10 protein-coding genes are annotated in these 17,226 nt (G+C 28.5%); 5 read left to right on the top strand and 5 right to left on the bottom strand.

Features of this window, described 5'->3' with window-relative positions:
• Window positions 1-88: 88 nt before the first annotated feature.
• On the top strand, window positions 89-262 hold the full coding sequence (locus tag DG435_RS25400; RefSeq protein WP_159025648.1) for a hypothetical protein: 174 nt from the start codon (window positions 89-91) through the stop codon (window positions 260-262).
• Here DG435_RS25400 and DG435_RS01715 read toward each other — a convergent pair.
• Window positions 215-1,483, bottom strand: a complete 1,269-nt coding sequence (locus tag DG435_RS01715) for a multidrug effflux MFS transporter (protein ID WP_106793547.1) — start codon at window positions 1,481-1,483, stop codon at window positions 215-217. The two genes, DG435_RS25400 and DG435_RS01715, sit on opposite strands and share 48 nt — an antisense overlap.
• A gap of 85 nt (window positions 1,484-1,568) precedes the next feature.
• Here DG435_RS01715 and DG435_RS01710 point away from each other — a divergent pair, with 85 nt between their 5' ends.
• Window positions 1,569-2,192: a hypothetical protein gene (locus DG435_RS01710; RefSeq protein ID WP_234387133.1), complete on the top strand. Its 624-nt coding sequence runs from the start codon at window positions 1,569-1,571 to the stop codon at window positions 2,190-2,192.
• A gap of 105 nt (window positions 2,193-2,297) precedes the next feature.
• On the top strand, window positions 2,298-2,870 hold the full coding sequence (locus DG435_RS01705; RefSeq protein WP_159025647.1) for a DUF4251 domain-containing protein: 573 nt from the start codon (window positions 2,298-2,300) through the stop codon (window positions 2,868-2,870).
• Between the two features lie 604 nt (window positions 2,871-3,474).
• On the opposite strand, the gene DG435_RS01700 is transcribed toward DG435_RS01705, so the two are convergent.
• The 3 genes from DG435_RS01700 to DG435_RS01690 are packed head-to-tail and all read right to left on the bottom strand — an operon-like array spanning window position 3,475 to window position 10,252.
• A complete protein-coding gene (locus DG435_RS01700) occupies window positions 3,475-4,446 on the bottom strand; it encodes an HNH endonuclease (protein ID WP_106795148.1) in 972 nt (323 codons plus the stop codon).
• The gene (locus DG435_RS01695; RefSeq protein ID WP_106795147.1) at window positions 4,430-7,162 is read right to left on the bottom strand and encodes a hypothetical protein; all 2,733 of its coding nucleotides are present in this window, start codon (window positions 7,160-7,162) and stop codon (window positions 4,430-4,432) included. Before DG435_RS01695 ends, DG435_RS01700 begins: the two co-directional genes overlap by 17 nt.
• A 9-nt stretch (window positions 7,163-7,171) precedes the next feature.
• Window positions 7,172-10,252 carry an ATP-binding protein gene (locus DG435_RS01690; RefSeq protein WP_108840551.1) on the bottom strand — a complete coding sequence of 1,027 codons (3,081 nt, stop codon included), beginning with the start codon at window positions 10,250-10,252 and terminating at the stop codon, window positions 7,172-7,174.
• Window positions 10,253-10,857: 605 nt separating this feature from the next.
• On the opposite strand from DG435_RS01690, the gene DG435_RS01685 reads away from it, so the two are divergent.
• Window positions 10,858-11,490, top strand: coding sequence for a hypothetical protein (locus DG435_RS01685; RefSeq protein WP_106795130.1), 633 nt, complete (start codon window positions 10,858-10,860; stop codon window positions 11,488-11,490).
• A 143-nt stretch (window positions 11,491-11,633) separates the two neighbouring features.
• Here the strand turns inward: DG435_RS01685 and DG435_RS01680 are convergent, their stop codons facing one another.
• Window positions 11,634-13,949: an AAA family ATPase gene (locus DG435_RS01680; RefSeq protein WP_106795131.1), complete on the bottom strand. Its 2,316-nt coding sequence runs from the start codon at window positions 13,947-13,949 to the stop codon at window positions 11,634-11,636.
• A gap of 1,011 nt (window positions 13,950-14,960) precedes the next feature.
• On the opposite strand from DG435_RS01680, the gene DG435_RS01675 reads away from it, so the two are divergent.
• Entirely contained in the window at window positions 14,961-16,307 is a 1,347-nt protein-coding gene (locus tag DG435_RS01675; protein ID WP_108840550.1) for a hypothetical protein, read from the top strand.
• The last annotated feature ends 919 nt before the right edge of the window (window positions 16,308-17,226 follow it).

Here is a 17,226-nt window from a genome sequence, read left to right as displayed (position 1 = left end):
TATGAATGAGTAGACTAAAATTAAAAAAAAATGATAACTTAGAAAGAGAATTAATTATTAACCGTATGATTCACTAAAACTTTCCACTATGAATAGTAAAGAAAAGCCCACTAGAAAAAGACGATTCGCAGATTTCCAGAATAAATATCGTAGGTCTTCTAATTTTGGATATGGATCAAAAAGAGACCAGTTTGCCATTGCTGGAAATGGTGATTTATCTATCCCAGAAGAACGTATAGAGCATAATGACCAACGCAGGTAATCGCTTTCCTAGCGAGTAACACTCTGTTTTTTTTACTGCTACTTTTATATACACAAGAATTACAATTGAAAGTAGTGCGCAGACCAAAAAGCCTATAAATAGAGGTAGGGTAGTGTTTAAAACAAACCTCCCGATATAAGTACTAATAGGAACAGCCATAATCGTAGAAACAAAACCTGTAATTGCAGCACCGATCCCTGCAATATGACCAATTGGTTGCATGGCCAAAGCCCTTAAATTTCCAAATAAAAATCCAATAGCAAAAAATTGCATTCCGAAGAATAGCAATAGAACCTCTACGCTTGGATTTGACGAATTGTAAAATAATACAATATACAAAAGAGAAATTCCAAAAAATGCGAGTAGAGAAGTGGTAACCAATTTCTCCATACCATATTTTAATACCAGTGTTCCGTTTAAGAAAATAGCAGAACCTATTGAGATGGCCAAAAGACCAAATATATACGGAAACTCTTCTTTTAACTGATATTGCTGTTCAAAAATTTGTTGAGAGGTACTTAGATAAACCATAAAAGACCCCACTATAAAACCCGAAATAAGAGTATACCCAATAGTCGTTTTGTATTGCATTAATTCCTTTAGGCCATCCATAAAAATAGTAGATGTAAACTTAATACGTTTGGATATTTCTAAGGTCTCGGCTTGCCGTTTCCAAAACCAAAAAGATACGAGTAAGCTAAAGAGTACTTGTATATAAAATATTGCTTGCCAATCATAATGATCTAACACAAATTTACCCAATGCAGGGGCAATAATCGGCACTAAAATAAAGACTACGGTAATAAACGACATGATACGTGCCATATAATCACCACTATAAATATCTCTAATCATAGCAATAGCAATCGTTCTGGGTGCAGATAGTCCAACACCTTGTAGAATTCGACCCAATACCATCATTTCTACGCTTGTAGCAAAAATGCAAATAAAGCTTGCGATAATAAAAAGGACAAACCCCATATACACGACAGGTTTTCTACCTATACTATCTGATATGGGTCCAAAAATTAATGGACCAATACCAAGCCCCAGAAAAATCATGGTAATTAATAATTGATTGTCTGCAATCTGTCGGGTACCAATAGTAATTCCTATGATATCCAATGCTGGTAAAAGCGCATCTATAGCCAAAGCAACAATAGACATTAGAGATGCCATTAGAGTAACAAATTCAAACTGGGCTAACTTATTTTTTTGCATCTGGCAAAAGTAACGTATTTGCCCCACAAAGAATTATAGTAGAATGTTATATTCTGTAACGTTACATCATTTTTGATAGTCTTTTATGCGAATAGTATTTTTTAACCAATATCATCACTTAATTATGATAAATAGTGACGCTTTAGTATACAACAAACATAGGTTAAAACTGTTTCGTATCCATGAGAAAAGGTATACTATTCTTGTAGTAGGAGTAGTTATATTTTCTGTTTTCTTATCTGGGAAACAAATATATGCACAAGAAAAAGAAACAGATGCAAATGGGGTGGTAGATAAAAAATCAAAATTGGCAATCGGTGGATTTTCATATTCTGGGTTATCAAGTCGCGAACAGCATGCATATTTTACAATTAATTACGAAGTAAATTCGAATTTGTTTATAGAATTACAGGGGTATAATGATACATATCTGTCTGCAGATGTTTTTAAAATGCCGATTAAAGGAAAATTACATTTGACAAATAAATTTCATCTTTTTTCTGGTTTGGAAATAGAACTTACACGAAATGCAGATGTTCACGATATAATAAAAGTTCCGTTCCGGACTAGGTTTATGTATGGTATGGGATATGATTTTGATACTAATTTTTCTTTAGAGGTAAATCATAATCTAGACTTTAACACATCTGAATTTGGGTATTATGGCGCCCCAAATTTATTATATGTAAGAGGAAGATATAGGTTTTAGAGATTAAAATATTCTATTTATAATCTGACTTACTGGACTTTATGTGTTAATATTTTAAAAAATGGTATGCTATTTGAAGTAATTATTGGTATATTCTCAACAAAAATGAAAACTCTTTTTTTAATACTTACAAGCTGTTTACTAATTAGTTGCGGAAGCTCGCAAAATCTGGAGGTATCTACAGAGGAAAGTAAGGCTTTAGATGAATTGGTAGCACAAAAAAAACTTGAAATCATCTCGGATTGGGCAGCACCGTTAGCCAATAGTAGTCTTAATGCGTTGTCGAATAGTGGTTTATTTCCAGCAGGAAGTACAGCAAATAATATAAACCTGATCGGAAATTTTAATCATTTTAGAATCCTGGGAGATAGTATTTCTGTGTATTTACCATACTATGGAGAACGTAGAATATCTGCAGGCTTTAACAATAGGAACAATAATATAGAATTTGATGGCGTGCCAGAGGATATTATGGTTACTTATGATGAGAAAAAACAACGGTACTTGATGAAATTTGGAATTAGGAATGCTACAGAATGGCTAAGAGTATCAGTAACACTATATCCAAATTTGAGAAGTGATATCATGATACAGAGCAATCACAGAACATCGATACGATATAGAGGTAAGGTATTAAAACTCGAAGAGAAAAATAATACAGCGGTATCGAATAATTAGTAATAGTTTAAATCAATAACAGGGAAGTAATCAAATATTCTATTTTACATAATATAAATTATAGTACAAATGTATATTGTAGCAAATTGGCTTTTACATAATTGCTGACGATATAAAACACCTGACGGTGTCGTTATATCTGCAATTATGTAAAAGCCAATTTGCGGATCTCTAGTTCTATTGTAACTATAATGTAGTATTATGTAAAATATCCCAGGATATGTTACCGACAATTTAAAATGTGGATTATAATTATTTAAAATATAGAACTTTTCTCTGGTTCCAAAAGCACTTTTCTAGTTTTCATAGTGTCTACGAGAATCTGTTTTGCGAAAAATTTCGTGAAATACTTGTGAAAATTGGTCGTATTTCTAGTTTAGCATTATAAAAATCTGTGAAAAATACTTTTCTAAGTTTTTTCAAGAAATCCGTAATTCTCATAAATCAAATATTCTTTACAATCGATTAATATAAGTCAAAAATTAGCCCATATTCTTTACCATCCTCCACATTTTTTCAAATTCGCAATTGTCAGGCTTTATATTATGTAAAATAGAAAAAGAAATTATGAAACTGTTATTATTTAATGATGTATTTCTTTATTCTAAATTAAATTGAGGTCTTTCGCTATATCCATTACCAATTTGCTCATTGGTCTTTTATGTATATCCTTATCTTCAGTGTAATTACCAACTAGCGTTCTTTTAAACAATTCTGGATGTAAATTTAATTTCGTGAAATTTGACTTCAAAGTTTTCAAATAAGATTTATTATATATCTGACTTTTAATGATTAATTCTTCGATTAAATCATCTTGAGTTTCATATATGCCTTTAATGTGAAATACATCATTAAACTTTTTTGCTCCAACAAGATTATAATTAGGTTCATTAAAAGTAAAATCTATATCTTTTGATTCTCTTGTAGTTAAATATTTAGATTTAGCATAAGGACTTAATTTGAAGTTATAATTTGATTTTACTGTCTTGCTTTCATCTTTTGTATATAATTCAAATTCTATTACATCATTACTCTTTGCTCTATTACAAGATGAACAAGCAGGATACAAATTAAATAAATTAATACTTAAAAATGGATAATCATCTTTAGAGTGGTAATGATCTACATCAAATTTTGCAGAATAAACATTTTTAGATTTGACGGCCGTAATTGATAATTGTGAATTACAATATACACAAGATTTAATACCCACTTCTTTAAAATATTTAGGATAAAAAGAACTCCTAAGAAGTTTATAACCTAATGCTGTTAATATAGCATTTTTTATAGGACTCTTTACTTGTTTGGAGATACGATTTCTATAAACTTTAGTTATCATTGGCACATTACCTAATATATCTTTACTTCTATTTATTTTATCCGAATCCCAAATTAGAATATCAGTATTTTCTTCAAATAGTAAAATAACACTTTCTAAATAGGCTTTATCAGAAATATCAATTATCTTATTATTTAAAACATTCAATTTTTCAATTGCTTTTTCTCTTTGATTTTTTATGTCTTTTGAAAATATAGCTTGTACAGCTTTTACTTTATTTTCATGTATTGCTATCATCCCTTAACTTTTCTAGTTTTTTTATTTGGTCATTAATGAATTCATTTCTAGATTCTTTAAACGTCTGGGAATATAAATCAATCAAACTCAGATATAATATTGGTTCACCAACAATATCAATTATATTCTTACATTTTACCTTAATCTCATCAAACTTATTCTTTTCATATTTTTTTTCCTGAACATCCTTCATTAATTCAATGATATCTTTAATCTTCTCTTTTGCAAATTCACCCATAAATCCCTTTTTTAAGAAAAAATCGTTTGCTAATAAATCGTGAACATTAGCACCAAAGGTTTGTTGTTCAATAGTTTTAGTTTTACCATTATCTAACCTCAATATATTAGAAGATGGTATATCAGATAAAATGAAGGGTGAATGCGTAACAAGACAAATATTGAAGGCTTCAATTTTATTTAAAGACAACTTACCTATCATTTTTAATAAATACGAAAGGTATTTTCTTTGTAATTCCGGATGATAATATAATTCTATTTCATCTAATATCAGATTTATATTTCTGTAATCAATTAATTCTTTATTATGGGAATTTACGGAATCTATATTTTGAATATGATATAAAATTGAGCTTATCGAATGAATTTGTTGTTTCTCTCCAGAACTTAATTTTTCAAAATCCGAAGGCTTTCCTCTTTTATCTCTTAACTTTATTTCAGCATTAAAAAATGATGGTGGTAATAATTCTATAATATCAATTTCGTTAATTTCAGGTTTATTTAGATGATAATTTTCCTTCTGAATATTATCATAAAGACTATTAAGTTCTAAAGTGAATTTTTCTTTTTTCTCAATGAGGTTATAGAATTTTAAATAATTAATAGCTTGCTTTAATTTATATGTTATATGACTTTTATCACGTTTTATTTTGTATATATATTCTTCTAATAATTCATCTCTAAATTTTGGAATTCCATCACTATAGTCCACATAATTCTTATCCTTATAAGGACGATATAGATCAGCTATTTTAACCATTTTTCTAAAAATATACTTCTCGGTTTTATCTTCTATTGAACCAGTCGAATAATCATTTCTTGTAAAATCAAATTTTTTAAAAAGAAACTCTAAAGTAGGTTTAATACTTTCAGAAATATCTTCAGGTTCATATCCTGTTTCGTTTTCTATATCTCTATAAAATTGAAGATTTTTATCATAATTCATTGTAAAAACAACTTCAAATGCTTCTTGATTTTCAGTTATTTGTCTTATTCCTATGTCATCATCTTCAATGGGTGAAAATAAATTGGCCAATAATCTTGATTTTACTAAATCATTTTCTGTATTAATATCAATGTTTCCAGATGTTCTCATTGGATTTATAACCAAAGGAGTTTGATAAGCATCATTTTTATGAAATAATTTTTCTATCCATGGACCAACAATTTTACTATTCAAGGAATAATGGGAATAATTCACCACAATGGAATAAAAGAAATCATAAAAATCATTTACCTTAAATTTTCGACTTTTTTCTTTTTTTATATATTCTTGTTCGACGTAATCGTAATCATACAGTATGATAGACTTATCTATTATTTCTAAACATAGAAATTTTCCTAAAATAATATAATATAACTTCACACCTAAACCTTCTTCAAATATAAGATCCTCTGTTTTAAGTATATTTTTATTAAGAAAAGCCAAATTATTAATGACTCTAAAAAACAACTCAATTAAACTACTCTTTCCTGATCCATTCTTGCCTACGATCGCTGAAACATTAATTTTTAAGATGTTGTTATTTCTGGTTTTTTGTTCATATAACGAAATGCTGTTTTCTGAATTATTATATAATACTTTATTGTTGTCTATTTTATATACATTCTCTAAATAATAAATAGTATTATTACTTAAAATGTTTAAATACGCTTCATTATAACCTTCAATAGGTTCTATTGCTATAATTTTAAACCCCTGATTACTAAAATCCTTTAACTTCTCATCATTTAGATATCTGTTTAATTTTTTTGAATACTTAAAATCCCTCCTGTTTTCACCAATAAAATCATATGCTAAAACTGCTAATTCTCTATAAATACCAGTATTTGTTTCTGTTAATAGATTCTTATACTCTAAAAAATTAAGAGTTCTAGTTTCAATTTTTTTAGATACTAGAAGAAAACTTACAGTATTTTTATCTAGTGGTAGAAAATTACTTGAATCAATCCAAAATAAAAATTGAGTATATGATATAATATCTATACCATACCATTTTTTTAATTGATCAAAAACATTTTGGGTTACCCCCTTTTGTTTTAAATTATGAATTGAAAGAAAGTTTTCCCAAATCTCTTTTTGTGAATCAATATCTCTTACCGAAAGCATTTTTACATTAAATGGAGATGGACAGCCAGAAAAATCTATATTTTCATAAATTTTGGATTGGCTTGTAGTTTTATCAGTATTATTTTTTATCGTCTCATTTTTTGAAGTCAGAATTCTGAATAAAATATTTATTCGTTTAATTCTAGAGCTACCACTTTGTTTACTTCCATTAAAACTTGAAAAAACATGTATTGGATCAATACTATTTTGTGAAAGATTAGCACGATGGTTATTTATCCAATTGTTTTCCGAGATAAACTCCGAATCCTCAACTAATATGTTAAAAAGAGTTTCTCCTGGGGAATTATTATTTAACCCAAATTCATTTAATAAATTTGCAAACTCATTATATACTAAATACCATTTCATATTTAAAATTTATATGATTTCAGGAATAACCATTTCATCTATTATGCTAGAAATCATATTTAATTCATTCCAATTTTCTTTCCATTTATCCATAAAATCAACATCCGTTGATTTAGGTTTTTTATATTCTGCTAATTCATTAACTTTAATTATAGTTGGCATAGGAATAGAAGAGCCTAATACAAGGGCTTCTCTACTTTCTAATCCAGATAAATTTTCTGAAATAGAACTAACAGAATCTGGCATCAATTTTTTAATATAGTTTTGGTCTGTTGGATTGGTTAATCTCATTACTACGAATGAATTACATTGTGAAAAAATTGTTTCAGAGATTTCAGATGGTCTTTGACTAACTATCATTGCAGATACTCCATATTTTCTACCTTCTTTTGCTATTCTTTCTATAGATTCTTTTACTCCTCTATATTTTACATCACTAAGCTTTGGTACATAATTGTGAGCCTCTTCGTAAACTAATAATAATGGATTTTCGATATCCTGAGTAGGATGAATTTTTTTTGCATAGTACATAAAGTTAAACATCAATCTACTAATCAGAGAAACAGCTACACTTAATACATCAAATGAGATTCCACTTAAATCAATTACTGTTACATTTGAACTGGTATTATCTTCTTTAAAACCAAGAAATTGTTTAATAATTTTTGAAAGTTCATCAGTTGTGTTTTCTTCTCCTTTTTTTATAATAAAATCTAATCTATTATCTAATTGTCTAGATTCTAATCTTGAAATAAATCTATCAAATTCACCATTAAAACCACCAAACTTAGAAACTTTTACTTCAAAATCTGTGTGTTTTGAGTTACCCGTTGAATTTTCAAAGTTTATTCTTTCCCAAAGTTTATCTTCATCATATTCTATCAATTCTGTAGCAGGGAGTACGGCAAAATAAGTATTACCATCTTTATTGTATACTGTTAAATCATTTATATTCTTAATATAGTTTATAACTTCATTCAAACTAAAATATGCAGGTGTATCAAAATCTATTTTCTTATTTGGATTATGTCTGATTTTATTTAGTACTATTGCATTTTTTAACTGATGATATTGATTATGATGATTACTCTCACCACTATCAACAAACAAATCCGATAATTCACCTCCATTTAACAGCCAATAAGGTAATTTTAATTTATCAACGGATAAATAATTGCATTCAGGAAATGCATCTTTATACTCTCCGTGTAAATCGAAGATTACGACTCTAGCATTGTTTTTTTGATCAGCTTGTTTTTGCTCTTTTGTCTGTTCTATCCCAGAATGTAAAATTTGTGCTACTGTACAAGATTTTCCTGACCCTGAGGAACCTACAAGGGCAATGTGTTTATTAAAAAAATTATTTCCATCTAAAATTATATCGACTTCATCATCATAAGAAAGAGTCCCAAAGCTAAATGTTGATTCGTTTGATGTAGTTGTATTTCTAGAGAAAATATCTTTCAAAAGAGCTGAATCTGCAATTGAAACATCATTTGGAGGTATTGTTATTTCTTGTCCTCCTCTTTTAAATTCATTATCCTTTAAATATCCCATTGGTTGAATATCTAAAATAAAAGAAGGTTCTTTCCTTTCTATAGTTTCATTTTCAGCATCATTAATATCTTTTATTTTGTAACTCTGAAGCATCCCGATAATAGCATTATTGTTATCATCAGTAATTTTAACAAAACTTCCTAGAGAGAAAGTTTCATTTTTTTCCTTAAATGTATTTGGTTTAGTCACTTCAACCGAAATAGTATTAGGTTGAATACCTATTATTCTTAAATAATCATTTCCAGATACAGCTTCTTCAAATATTTGGTTGACATCATTTAAAGTTCTTAAATTATTATCTGATTCAATTACTGATAACTTAAATGAAATGTTTTCACCAAAATATTCTTTATAATCAATACTGGAGAAAAATAAAGCTGAATCAATATTTCTTATGGAGTTTTGATTCGCTTCAAAATCACTAAAAGTTATTAGTTTAACGGCAAATGAAGTTTTAGAAATAGTATCATTCTTATTAGTATTTATAACTGGGTCTTGATTAAACAATCTAATATCAAATCCAGCTGAATGACTTTTTCCCCAAGGAACAATTCCTTTTTCGTATAACCTTGATTTGTATTTAGAAAACTCATCATCATCACAATCTAAAACAATAGTCCAAACCTTACTTTTGGTGGAATAAGACTTACCTACTTGAAAATATTCATCGATAATATTTTGGGTTAAAACTTCAAAACTAACGCCTTCTTCATTAGACAAAAACTCACTACCGACAAATAAAAATTTATACTTGTTTGATGATAATGCCCTTTCTTTTTTTAATTTCCATTTTACATATTCTAGGTATTGTTTTTTTCCTTTTAGATGTGCATACCATTTATTAAAAAGGAATTTTTTATTGTCAATTGCTCTTATAAAATTTTCCTTAGATATCTGTCTGTCATCTAAAGAATCTTTAGTAGCTAATTTGAAAATTATTTTTAAAGCGTTGTTGTAATAATATTCAGCTTCTCTATTATTACAATTATTAAAGTTAGTTTTTATTTGGTTTATAACTTCTTTTCCTTGTTGATCAATATCTCCAGCATTAATATCAATTTCCAAGGATTGAATAAAATTAGTTAATGCTTCATTATTAAGCCCTAATTCATCATAAACAAAGTATTCTTTACCTTCTTTTTTTCCACTTAAAATATCAGTCTTCAAAAAATTTAATTCTGAAATTTTTAATTTACTTCCTTCTAATTTTTTAGCTAATGCTTCCTGATTTTCTTTGAAATGTGCATAAAGAACAAACTTTAAATCTGTTTTTCCAGCATCAATTGCTTTTTTATACTCTCTCAAAAGTAGTTGTATAGGTTCTTTTATCTGAGAAGGAACATACCTTGTTTTTGAATGATACTTACATTGAATATATGTTGTATTTCCTTCAATATTTTCAATATCAATGTCTTCTATTCCTTCAATTCTAACTACTGCAGTTGGAGTTTCTTGATTTAATATTTCTAAGATAGTTTTATCAAATTGATAATAGTAACCAGCTATTGTGTTTTCAGCACTTCTTTTACTCATAATTTTGTGTATATATTCGAAACTAAATATACTTAATTAGAAAGGCTTATGGAATTGAGTTTTCGGGGAATTATCACCAATTATTAACAGTGATTAATCGTTATTATTTATGATATTTACTAAATTGAATATAACAAACGCCAAAGAGTAATTTACACCGAAGTATATATAGAAAAAAATATTACAAACTAGATATAAAATCTATCGCTGAGATTATTGAGTATTGCAACAAATATCAGTTGTTTTGATAATTTAATTATCATTTTTTGACGGTCTATATAAAAATGTATTAGCTGGTATATTTTATACCAACCCCTTCTCTACCCTATAAAAAGTTGCTTTGCTCACCTCTGCCCTTTTGAATGCTTGATCTATAAGAATATTCATATTGTCATAGAGATGGTTAGCGGAAATGATTAATATAAAAATGAGGATCCCTTTCTATACAAGCCTATACTTAAATACAAAACATAAGCGTTCTGTAAAATGTACGTTTTAATATAATTTTGTTTTATTTATTAGGTTAGAAGTTTAGATCAGAAATTTCAGTGAAAAAATTATTGCTTATATTAATTATTGATAGGTTTAACAAATAAAATAGCAATATGTATTTTAAAGGTTTAGATAGAACTCTAGGAGCTCCTATGCTAATAGAAATAGCTTACAACGAATATCAATCATTATCAGATCAACAGAAGTTTATACAATTTCAAGATTGTGAAGAGTTTAAAAAGTTGTACAGAAGTGGTAAGGATTATGTAGTTAACCTTTTATGTCAGTATAGTACGCACTACAAAGACAATTTCGAATTGGGTGACATACTATGGTGGAGAAATATAAAAAAACTAATAATAGACGGAAATTTATATATGGCTCTTCACGAAACTGAAAACTTCGCTTTTCCAGATAAAATGTTTAACGAAAATTCTCTAAACCTTGCTAAAATAGGTGTATCCGTAACCGAAAAAAACAAACATAATTCTGATGGTTTATGGGAAATGGATGGTGTTTTAAGGCTTTTTAAGGTTTATCCTGGAGGTGAAAATACTCCAAAAGATCCAGAGTATATCGATATTGAAAACCCCCATGGAGTTGTTGAATTTGGGACTCAGAAGATATGCAAAAGTGCTGCTACATTACTTATGAATGATTGTTTACTGAGGGTTCCATATAAAGCAAACTTAAAATTCGAACGAACCATGTGTGCTTTTTTCTACAATATTAGTTCTTTACCTTAATTTACAATTTTAACTAAAACCTCGTTCCAATCACTGCGCGTTTTAACCAGCCATCTGAAAAACGTACTCTATTTACTACAAATTGTTCTATTATCCGTTCTTTTTAGTTGTTTTATAAAATAACATTTAATAGAACTATTATATTATGCTCCTTTATAATATGGTATAAGTGGTGGATGATTTGGATCATCAGGAGTCATAAATCTTTCATATAGATCAACTTCAAACTTTGGTAATATAAAATCTTTATCTACTATTATGAATTTTGTATTTATTAATTCATCAATAGATAATCTGTAAAGTAAGTTATAAAATTTATCAAAAATATCTTCATTTACATCTTCACCAATATTTTTCATTGGAGTGTCAATAATGACAAAGTTAGGTAAGGGCAAATTATTATTGGAAGCTACAATATGAATACTTAACAGATAAGCTACATTGAACAATGTTTTTTTACCTCCACTACCAGCGTTTTCAAAATTCCATTTTCTATTCTCCCTTCCTTCCGGTAATACATAAACATTCCACGAACTTTTATTGATTTCTACCTTATCCTTTTTTGTAACTCCGGGAAAACCAATATCAATTAAGGTTTCTAGAAATTGTTTTTCAAGTTTTTTAATTATCTTTTTCGCTTTACTGAACTTCTGCTTTTCCTTATCTATTTTTTCTTTTATTTTCGCTTCCTTCTTCCTAAACCCTACTAAATTAGATTCTAATAAATCTATTTCTTCTGGTATTTTTTTTATTCTACTTAATCCCTTTAGACGCTCTTCCAAAGTGGCTATTTTTCTATCAATTTCTCTAAAGTTACTCAAGAATCGTGAGTCATAATTTTTTAACTCCTGATCAATTCTACTATCTATAACATTCTTGTAGTTTTCTAACTTAAAAATTAGCTTTTTTTGCCTTTCTAATTCTTTATTATGAATTAGGATCGAATTCTCTAATTCTTCAATTCGAGAATCTATATCAAGCCTAAGATTATCAACAGTTAAATTTTTATTTGATGTTTCTTTCAAATCTGAATGACAAAGATAACACTGATCAATTTCAACTTTTCTTTTTGAGATGTTTGAACCACAGGAGGGACATAAATCAAACTTTACATTATCTAAAACACTTGCTATCGAAATAGATCTAGCTAATTTGAATTTAGAACTTAACAACTCATTTTTTAAAGAAGTTTGTTCAGAAACTCTAGTTTTTAAATTATTCAATGCACTAATACCTTGGTCCAATAGGGAAATATTTTTCCTAGCGTTTTCTCTTAAATTATCTACAACATGGGTTTCATTTTTATAATTTTTCTCAGATTTTTCTCTTTTTATTTTCCACTCAACTAAATTTTCATTTGTTCTCAGGATTTTAGCTTCTATATCTTCAGCAGAATCAAAATCAAATTTTTCAAGTAATTTCTTCAAGTTACTAATATTACTGACTGTATTGTTAATTTGATCTTTTGTGTTATAAAGTTCTGATTCAAGTTTGCTTAATTCATCCGAATGATATCCAACAACATAACGCAATACATCTTTTGACTTATTTCTTTTAAATGTATCTTCTAATCTAAAAAAAGATGAATCTAAATGATCCTGATCAAGATAACAATACCACATAAACTCACGGAAACTTACCCTGACCATACTTGTAGATTCTTGTAATTTGCTTTTGCGAGCCATAGGGTAATCCATACCTAAAAGATAGAATAATAGGTCGCTTAAATTGAAAATATTTTCATTCCAAATAGCTTCATTAGATTTAACTATTGGTGCAAGAATAGTTGCACCTTTATTCTCGGAATCAGACCACGTAACTCTGATGTTAGTACCAGATTCTATATTTCTTTCCAAGATTGCTTCATTATCACCAATTCTTAGATTTAAGGTGCAAGAAACCAACTCTTGACGAATAGCTGGTGTGTATTCCAGGTTACCTCCCAGAGCATAATCAATCAATCTTACTAGAGATGACTTACCGGAACCAATTTGCCCATGAAATAAAGAAATTTGATGAGAAAGATCTATCAACACCCTTTCTTCACGACATTGTAATACTAGTGATTCAAAATCAAAATGCATATTTATTGTATTTCTGAGCCATAGTAATTGATTTTCTAATTTTAACCACTTTTTGCTATCTTTTAAAAAATTATTTTTAAATAGTTGACTTATTAGTTGTTCCAAAAAGGATTTACGTGTTAAATCTTCTTGATTACCCCAAGAGTCAAAAATAAATGTATAGTATTCCTTACCTAATTCATCTTGAATAATCTTTATAACATTAGACTTTCCTGAGCCCCATTCACCTTCTAAACCAATAACTCTCTTTTCTAAAGACTCTTTTCTAATCGTTTCTGATATTATTTTGGCTGTTTTTTTATGTGAACCTCCAGCAAACTTATCTTCTCCAGTTGGTTTGCTAGATAAAAATTTTGGAAATGTATTTTCGGTCATATATTCTTGATTTCTATAACAAAAGATTTTTGTCAAATATTCATTTGACAGATTTTAAATAATAATTAGAGAGGGGTAATTATGACGAGTTATAAAGTTAACACTTGATTCAGTAGCAAAAACAGTCATTTCTATGAATTTTTAACAATCATATTAACATTTCATAATAAAATAATAGAGAAATATACCCATTCCACACACATTACACTCTCCTCCTTCCGTCGGCTCGTATAATAAGTGTTCCATTACCTTTTTAAAGGAACTTTTCGTTAGAAAACTTTTAAATAAACTGTAGAACTATAAAAACTTTGCTTTACCCAAGCAAAGTGACATAACGCGGTACATTATAGTACAAATATAATATATAAGTAAAACGGCGAATAGAACTTTTTACTGTGCTAATTTTACATAGATGCAGATATAGTGCCTTTAGGTCTATATCGTTAGCATTTATGTAACAGCCGTTTTACGACCTAGGTTTCATTAATATTCGTAGCTATAATGTAATACTATGTAAAATATCCCAAGATAATTCCATTTCATAGTGATCTTAGCTACTTGGGTCATTAAATTACAGTTCTAGAGCTTTAGCTGTATAACGCTAGTAATTATGTAAAAAGTAATTTGCGCAAATGCGTTATCCAACTGTAGCTATAATGACACCATAAAAACAGAACTTTACTTTTTGTACACTTGAGTATAGGGTACAAATATTTTTAAACCATAGTAATTTATTTTGTCTCTTACACTTTCCTGCTTCACTCCTACGCGTCGAATAAAAAAGCGTTCTATTAATTTAGAATAAGAACATTTAGGGAAAAAAATCAAGGGGGATTCTTAAACAAGCCCCCATTTTATAAAGTTGTAACTCTCTAAACTTACGTTTATGTATGCTCATTTTTAATTAAATGAGCATTTTTTAAAATTCACCCTTATTGGGTGAATTCTAAACTATTTACTTAAAATATTTTTACACCTTCATAAACGACAAAAAAACATAGAATTAAGAAAATGAAAAATACTATTTATACACTACTACTACTACTTGTATTTACACAACAGTTAGTTGCTCAAAGTTTTCAAACAGGAAAATATTACACTTCAAGTCAAGCTATTAGCGCTATCAACCTCGTTCTTAGAGATGATAATACTATTAAAGCAGACTTTCAAACAAACAGAGGTAACTATAACTATATTTTTAATCCATTGGCTAAAAATAAAGGGAGCTATGAATCAACAAAAGGAGGGTTTATTCTAACAAGTAAAAAAGACGTCTTAACGCTTTTAGAGCTTGATAAAAATAACTTAATTAATTATACTGTTGCTCTTGCTACTTCAAAAAAAGAGTTACAAGAAGCAAAGAAAAAATTAGGGATAAAAAGCAATGTCTTTTCTCAATTAAATAATACCAAACAAAAATCTAAACCTAAAGAATATTTTTTAAGACACCCAACTTCAGAATTTCATAAAAATAATGTAGGGAAAATAGTATTTTTTTCTGAAGAACCTGTCATTGGAAAAGAAGATAAGGGGTTAATTAAAAACTCTTTTAAAGTATTCATTAGAATTGAAAGTGCTTGGCAAATAAGCTATAGCCCAAATTTCTTCTCCTACTTTAAAAGACTAACAAATTCTTTTTACGATGCCTACGGAAAAACACATTATTGGATTACTGTTGGTGTTGATAAAAATGATAAAGACAGGTTGCCAAAAGAAAATGAGATAGTAAACCAATGTACTGTAAAAACAATATATAAAGATGATTTAGAAAAAAACTATGTCGTATTTCAATTAATTCCAGCCTCCTTAGAATCTACGGTTAAAGATAAAGGTGTAAGTGATTTTTTACTTAAACGAATGGGCGAACGTTTACAAAGTAAAAAACATCGTATTAGAGTTTCATTAACAGATGGTGAAATGAAACAAAATCAAGAAATTATTTCAGGGTATTTTAATTATGACGCTACATCTGGAACTGAAAGTTTATTGGCGCTGTCTAAAGCCAAAGCAAATAAAGTTTTAGAAGAAAAGAAATTGCCTTCTGCTGTACGTAAAGATACAAATATTGAAAATGAAATGTTAATGCAAGTTAAACTATGGGGGTCAAAGAACAATTGGTCCGATGTTGATTTTAGACGTGCAATAATCACTTTAGATTGGACAATATTAAAAGATAAATACGGAAACATTGAAGGTAAATATATTGAAGGTGATGTTTTATACAAGAGCGATGAAGGCTGCGGTTATAGAAACTTTGGTTTTATAAGAAAATACCAAGGAGGAGGTCGTTATAATTCTTCTATTAGACAACATACTGTTGGAGCTACTGCCCCATTAACTTGCAAAAAAATAAATTAAAACAAATTTCAATAACTCAAAAAATAAATTTAATTATGAAACTAAACCACTACGGACTCAAAAGTCTATAGTGGTTTAGTTTTTTCTATGAAAAAATTGATCCTTATAGGTTGCCAAAGTTAAATTTTGATACTTACAAGTCTCAAATATTTGTGATAGCATCAGAGCAACAAAGCTCACGAATCTTCGGATTACAATTGATAACATTTAGATATATAATCCCATTCCATACACATTTTGCCTCCACGCCTCTACCCTTTCAGCAAAAAGAGTATTCCATTACATTTTTAAAGAAACTTTTCGTTAGAAAACTTTTAAAATAAACTGTAGAAGTAATAAACTTTGCTTTTCCCAAAGCAAAGTGACATAACGCAAGTACATTATAGTACAAATATACTATATGAGTAAAACGGCGAATAGAACTTTTTCGGTTCTATTTTACATAGATGCAGATATAGCGCCTTTAGGTCTATATCTGCATCTATGTAACAGCCGTTTTACGCACGCCAGTTTATTATTAGTAGCTATAATGTTCCCAGCCACATCAACCCGCAGATTTTAAGAATTGATTTTATGATCAATTCTTAAAACTCGTGTAAAATATCCCAGGATAATTCTATTTCATTATAATCGTAGTTACTGGGGTCATCATAATTCTAAAAAAACTAATATTGAAACATCCTGCTCATATTTGTAGCTATAATTTACCGTTATGTACGGGATACTTCTGAAGATTGAGAATCTTTAGAAGTATTAGCGAGCTGTTGCGGCTGGGCTACCATGCGCTCGATTGTTTTATAAAAATTTAAATGCCTGTTATGGCATTTATTTTTACACACAATTTCCTACCTACTATATGTAGAGCTTTGATTAATCCTTACTTTGGAAACAAAGTTTCATGCAGCCGTTTTAAAATTTT

Origin of the sequence: Aquimarina sp. Aq78 (assembly GCF_900299525.1) — a bacterium.
In the GTDB taxonomy this organism is placed as follows: domain Bacteria; phylum Bacteroidota; class Bacteroidia; order Flavobacteriales; family Flavobacteriaceae; genus Aquimarina.
The sequence above is the reverse complement of the archived record's forward strand: the minus strand, read 5'-3'. Positions and strand labels throughout refer to the sequence as shown.

Excerpts from the sequence above, each read along its gene's own strand:
- DG435_RS01710 (WP_234387133.1), top strand. The coding sequence starts at position 1,569 with ATGCGAATAGTATTTTTTAACCAATATCATCACTTAATTATGATAAAT.
- DG435_RS01680 (WP_106795131.1), bottom strand. The coding sequence starts at position 13,949 with ATGACCGAAAATACATTTCCAAAATTTTTATCTAGCAAACCAACTGGA.
- DG435_RS01695 (WP_106795147.1), bottom strand. The coding sequence starts at position 7,162 with ATGAAATGGTATTTAGTATATAATGAGTTTGCAAATTTATTAAATGAA.
- DG435_RS25400 (WP_159025648.1), top strand. The coding sequence starts at position 89 with ATGAATAGTAAAGAAAAGCCCACTAGAAAAAGACGATTCGCAGATTTC.
- DG435_RS01700 (WP_106795148.1), bottom strand. The coding sequence starts at position 4,446 with ATGATAGCAATACATGAAAATAAAGTAAAAGCTGTACAAGCTATATTT.
- DG435_RS01705 (WP_159025647.1), top strand. The coding sequence starts at position 2,298 with ATGAAAACTCTTTTTTTAATACTTACAAGCTGTTTACTAATTAGTTGC.
- DG435_RS01715 (WP_106793547.1), bottom strand. The coding sequence starts at position 1,483 with ATGCAAAAAAATAAGTTAGCCCAGTTTGAATTTGTTACTCTAATGGCA.
- DG435_RS01675 (WP_108840550.1), top strand. The coding sequence starts at position 14,961 with ATGAAAAATACTATTTATACACTACTACTACTACTTGTATTTACACAA.
- DG435_RS01685 (WP_106795130.1), top strand. The coding sequence starts at position 10,858 with ATGTATTTTAAAGGTTTAGATAGAACTCTAGGAGCTCCTATGCTAATA.
- DG435_RS01690 (WP_108840551.1), bottom strand. The coding sequence starts at position 10,252 with ATGAGTAAAAGAAGTGCTGAAAACACAATAGCTGGTTACTATTATCAA.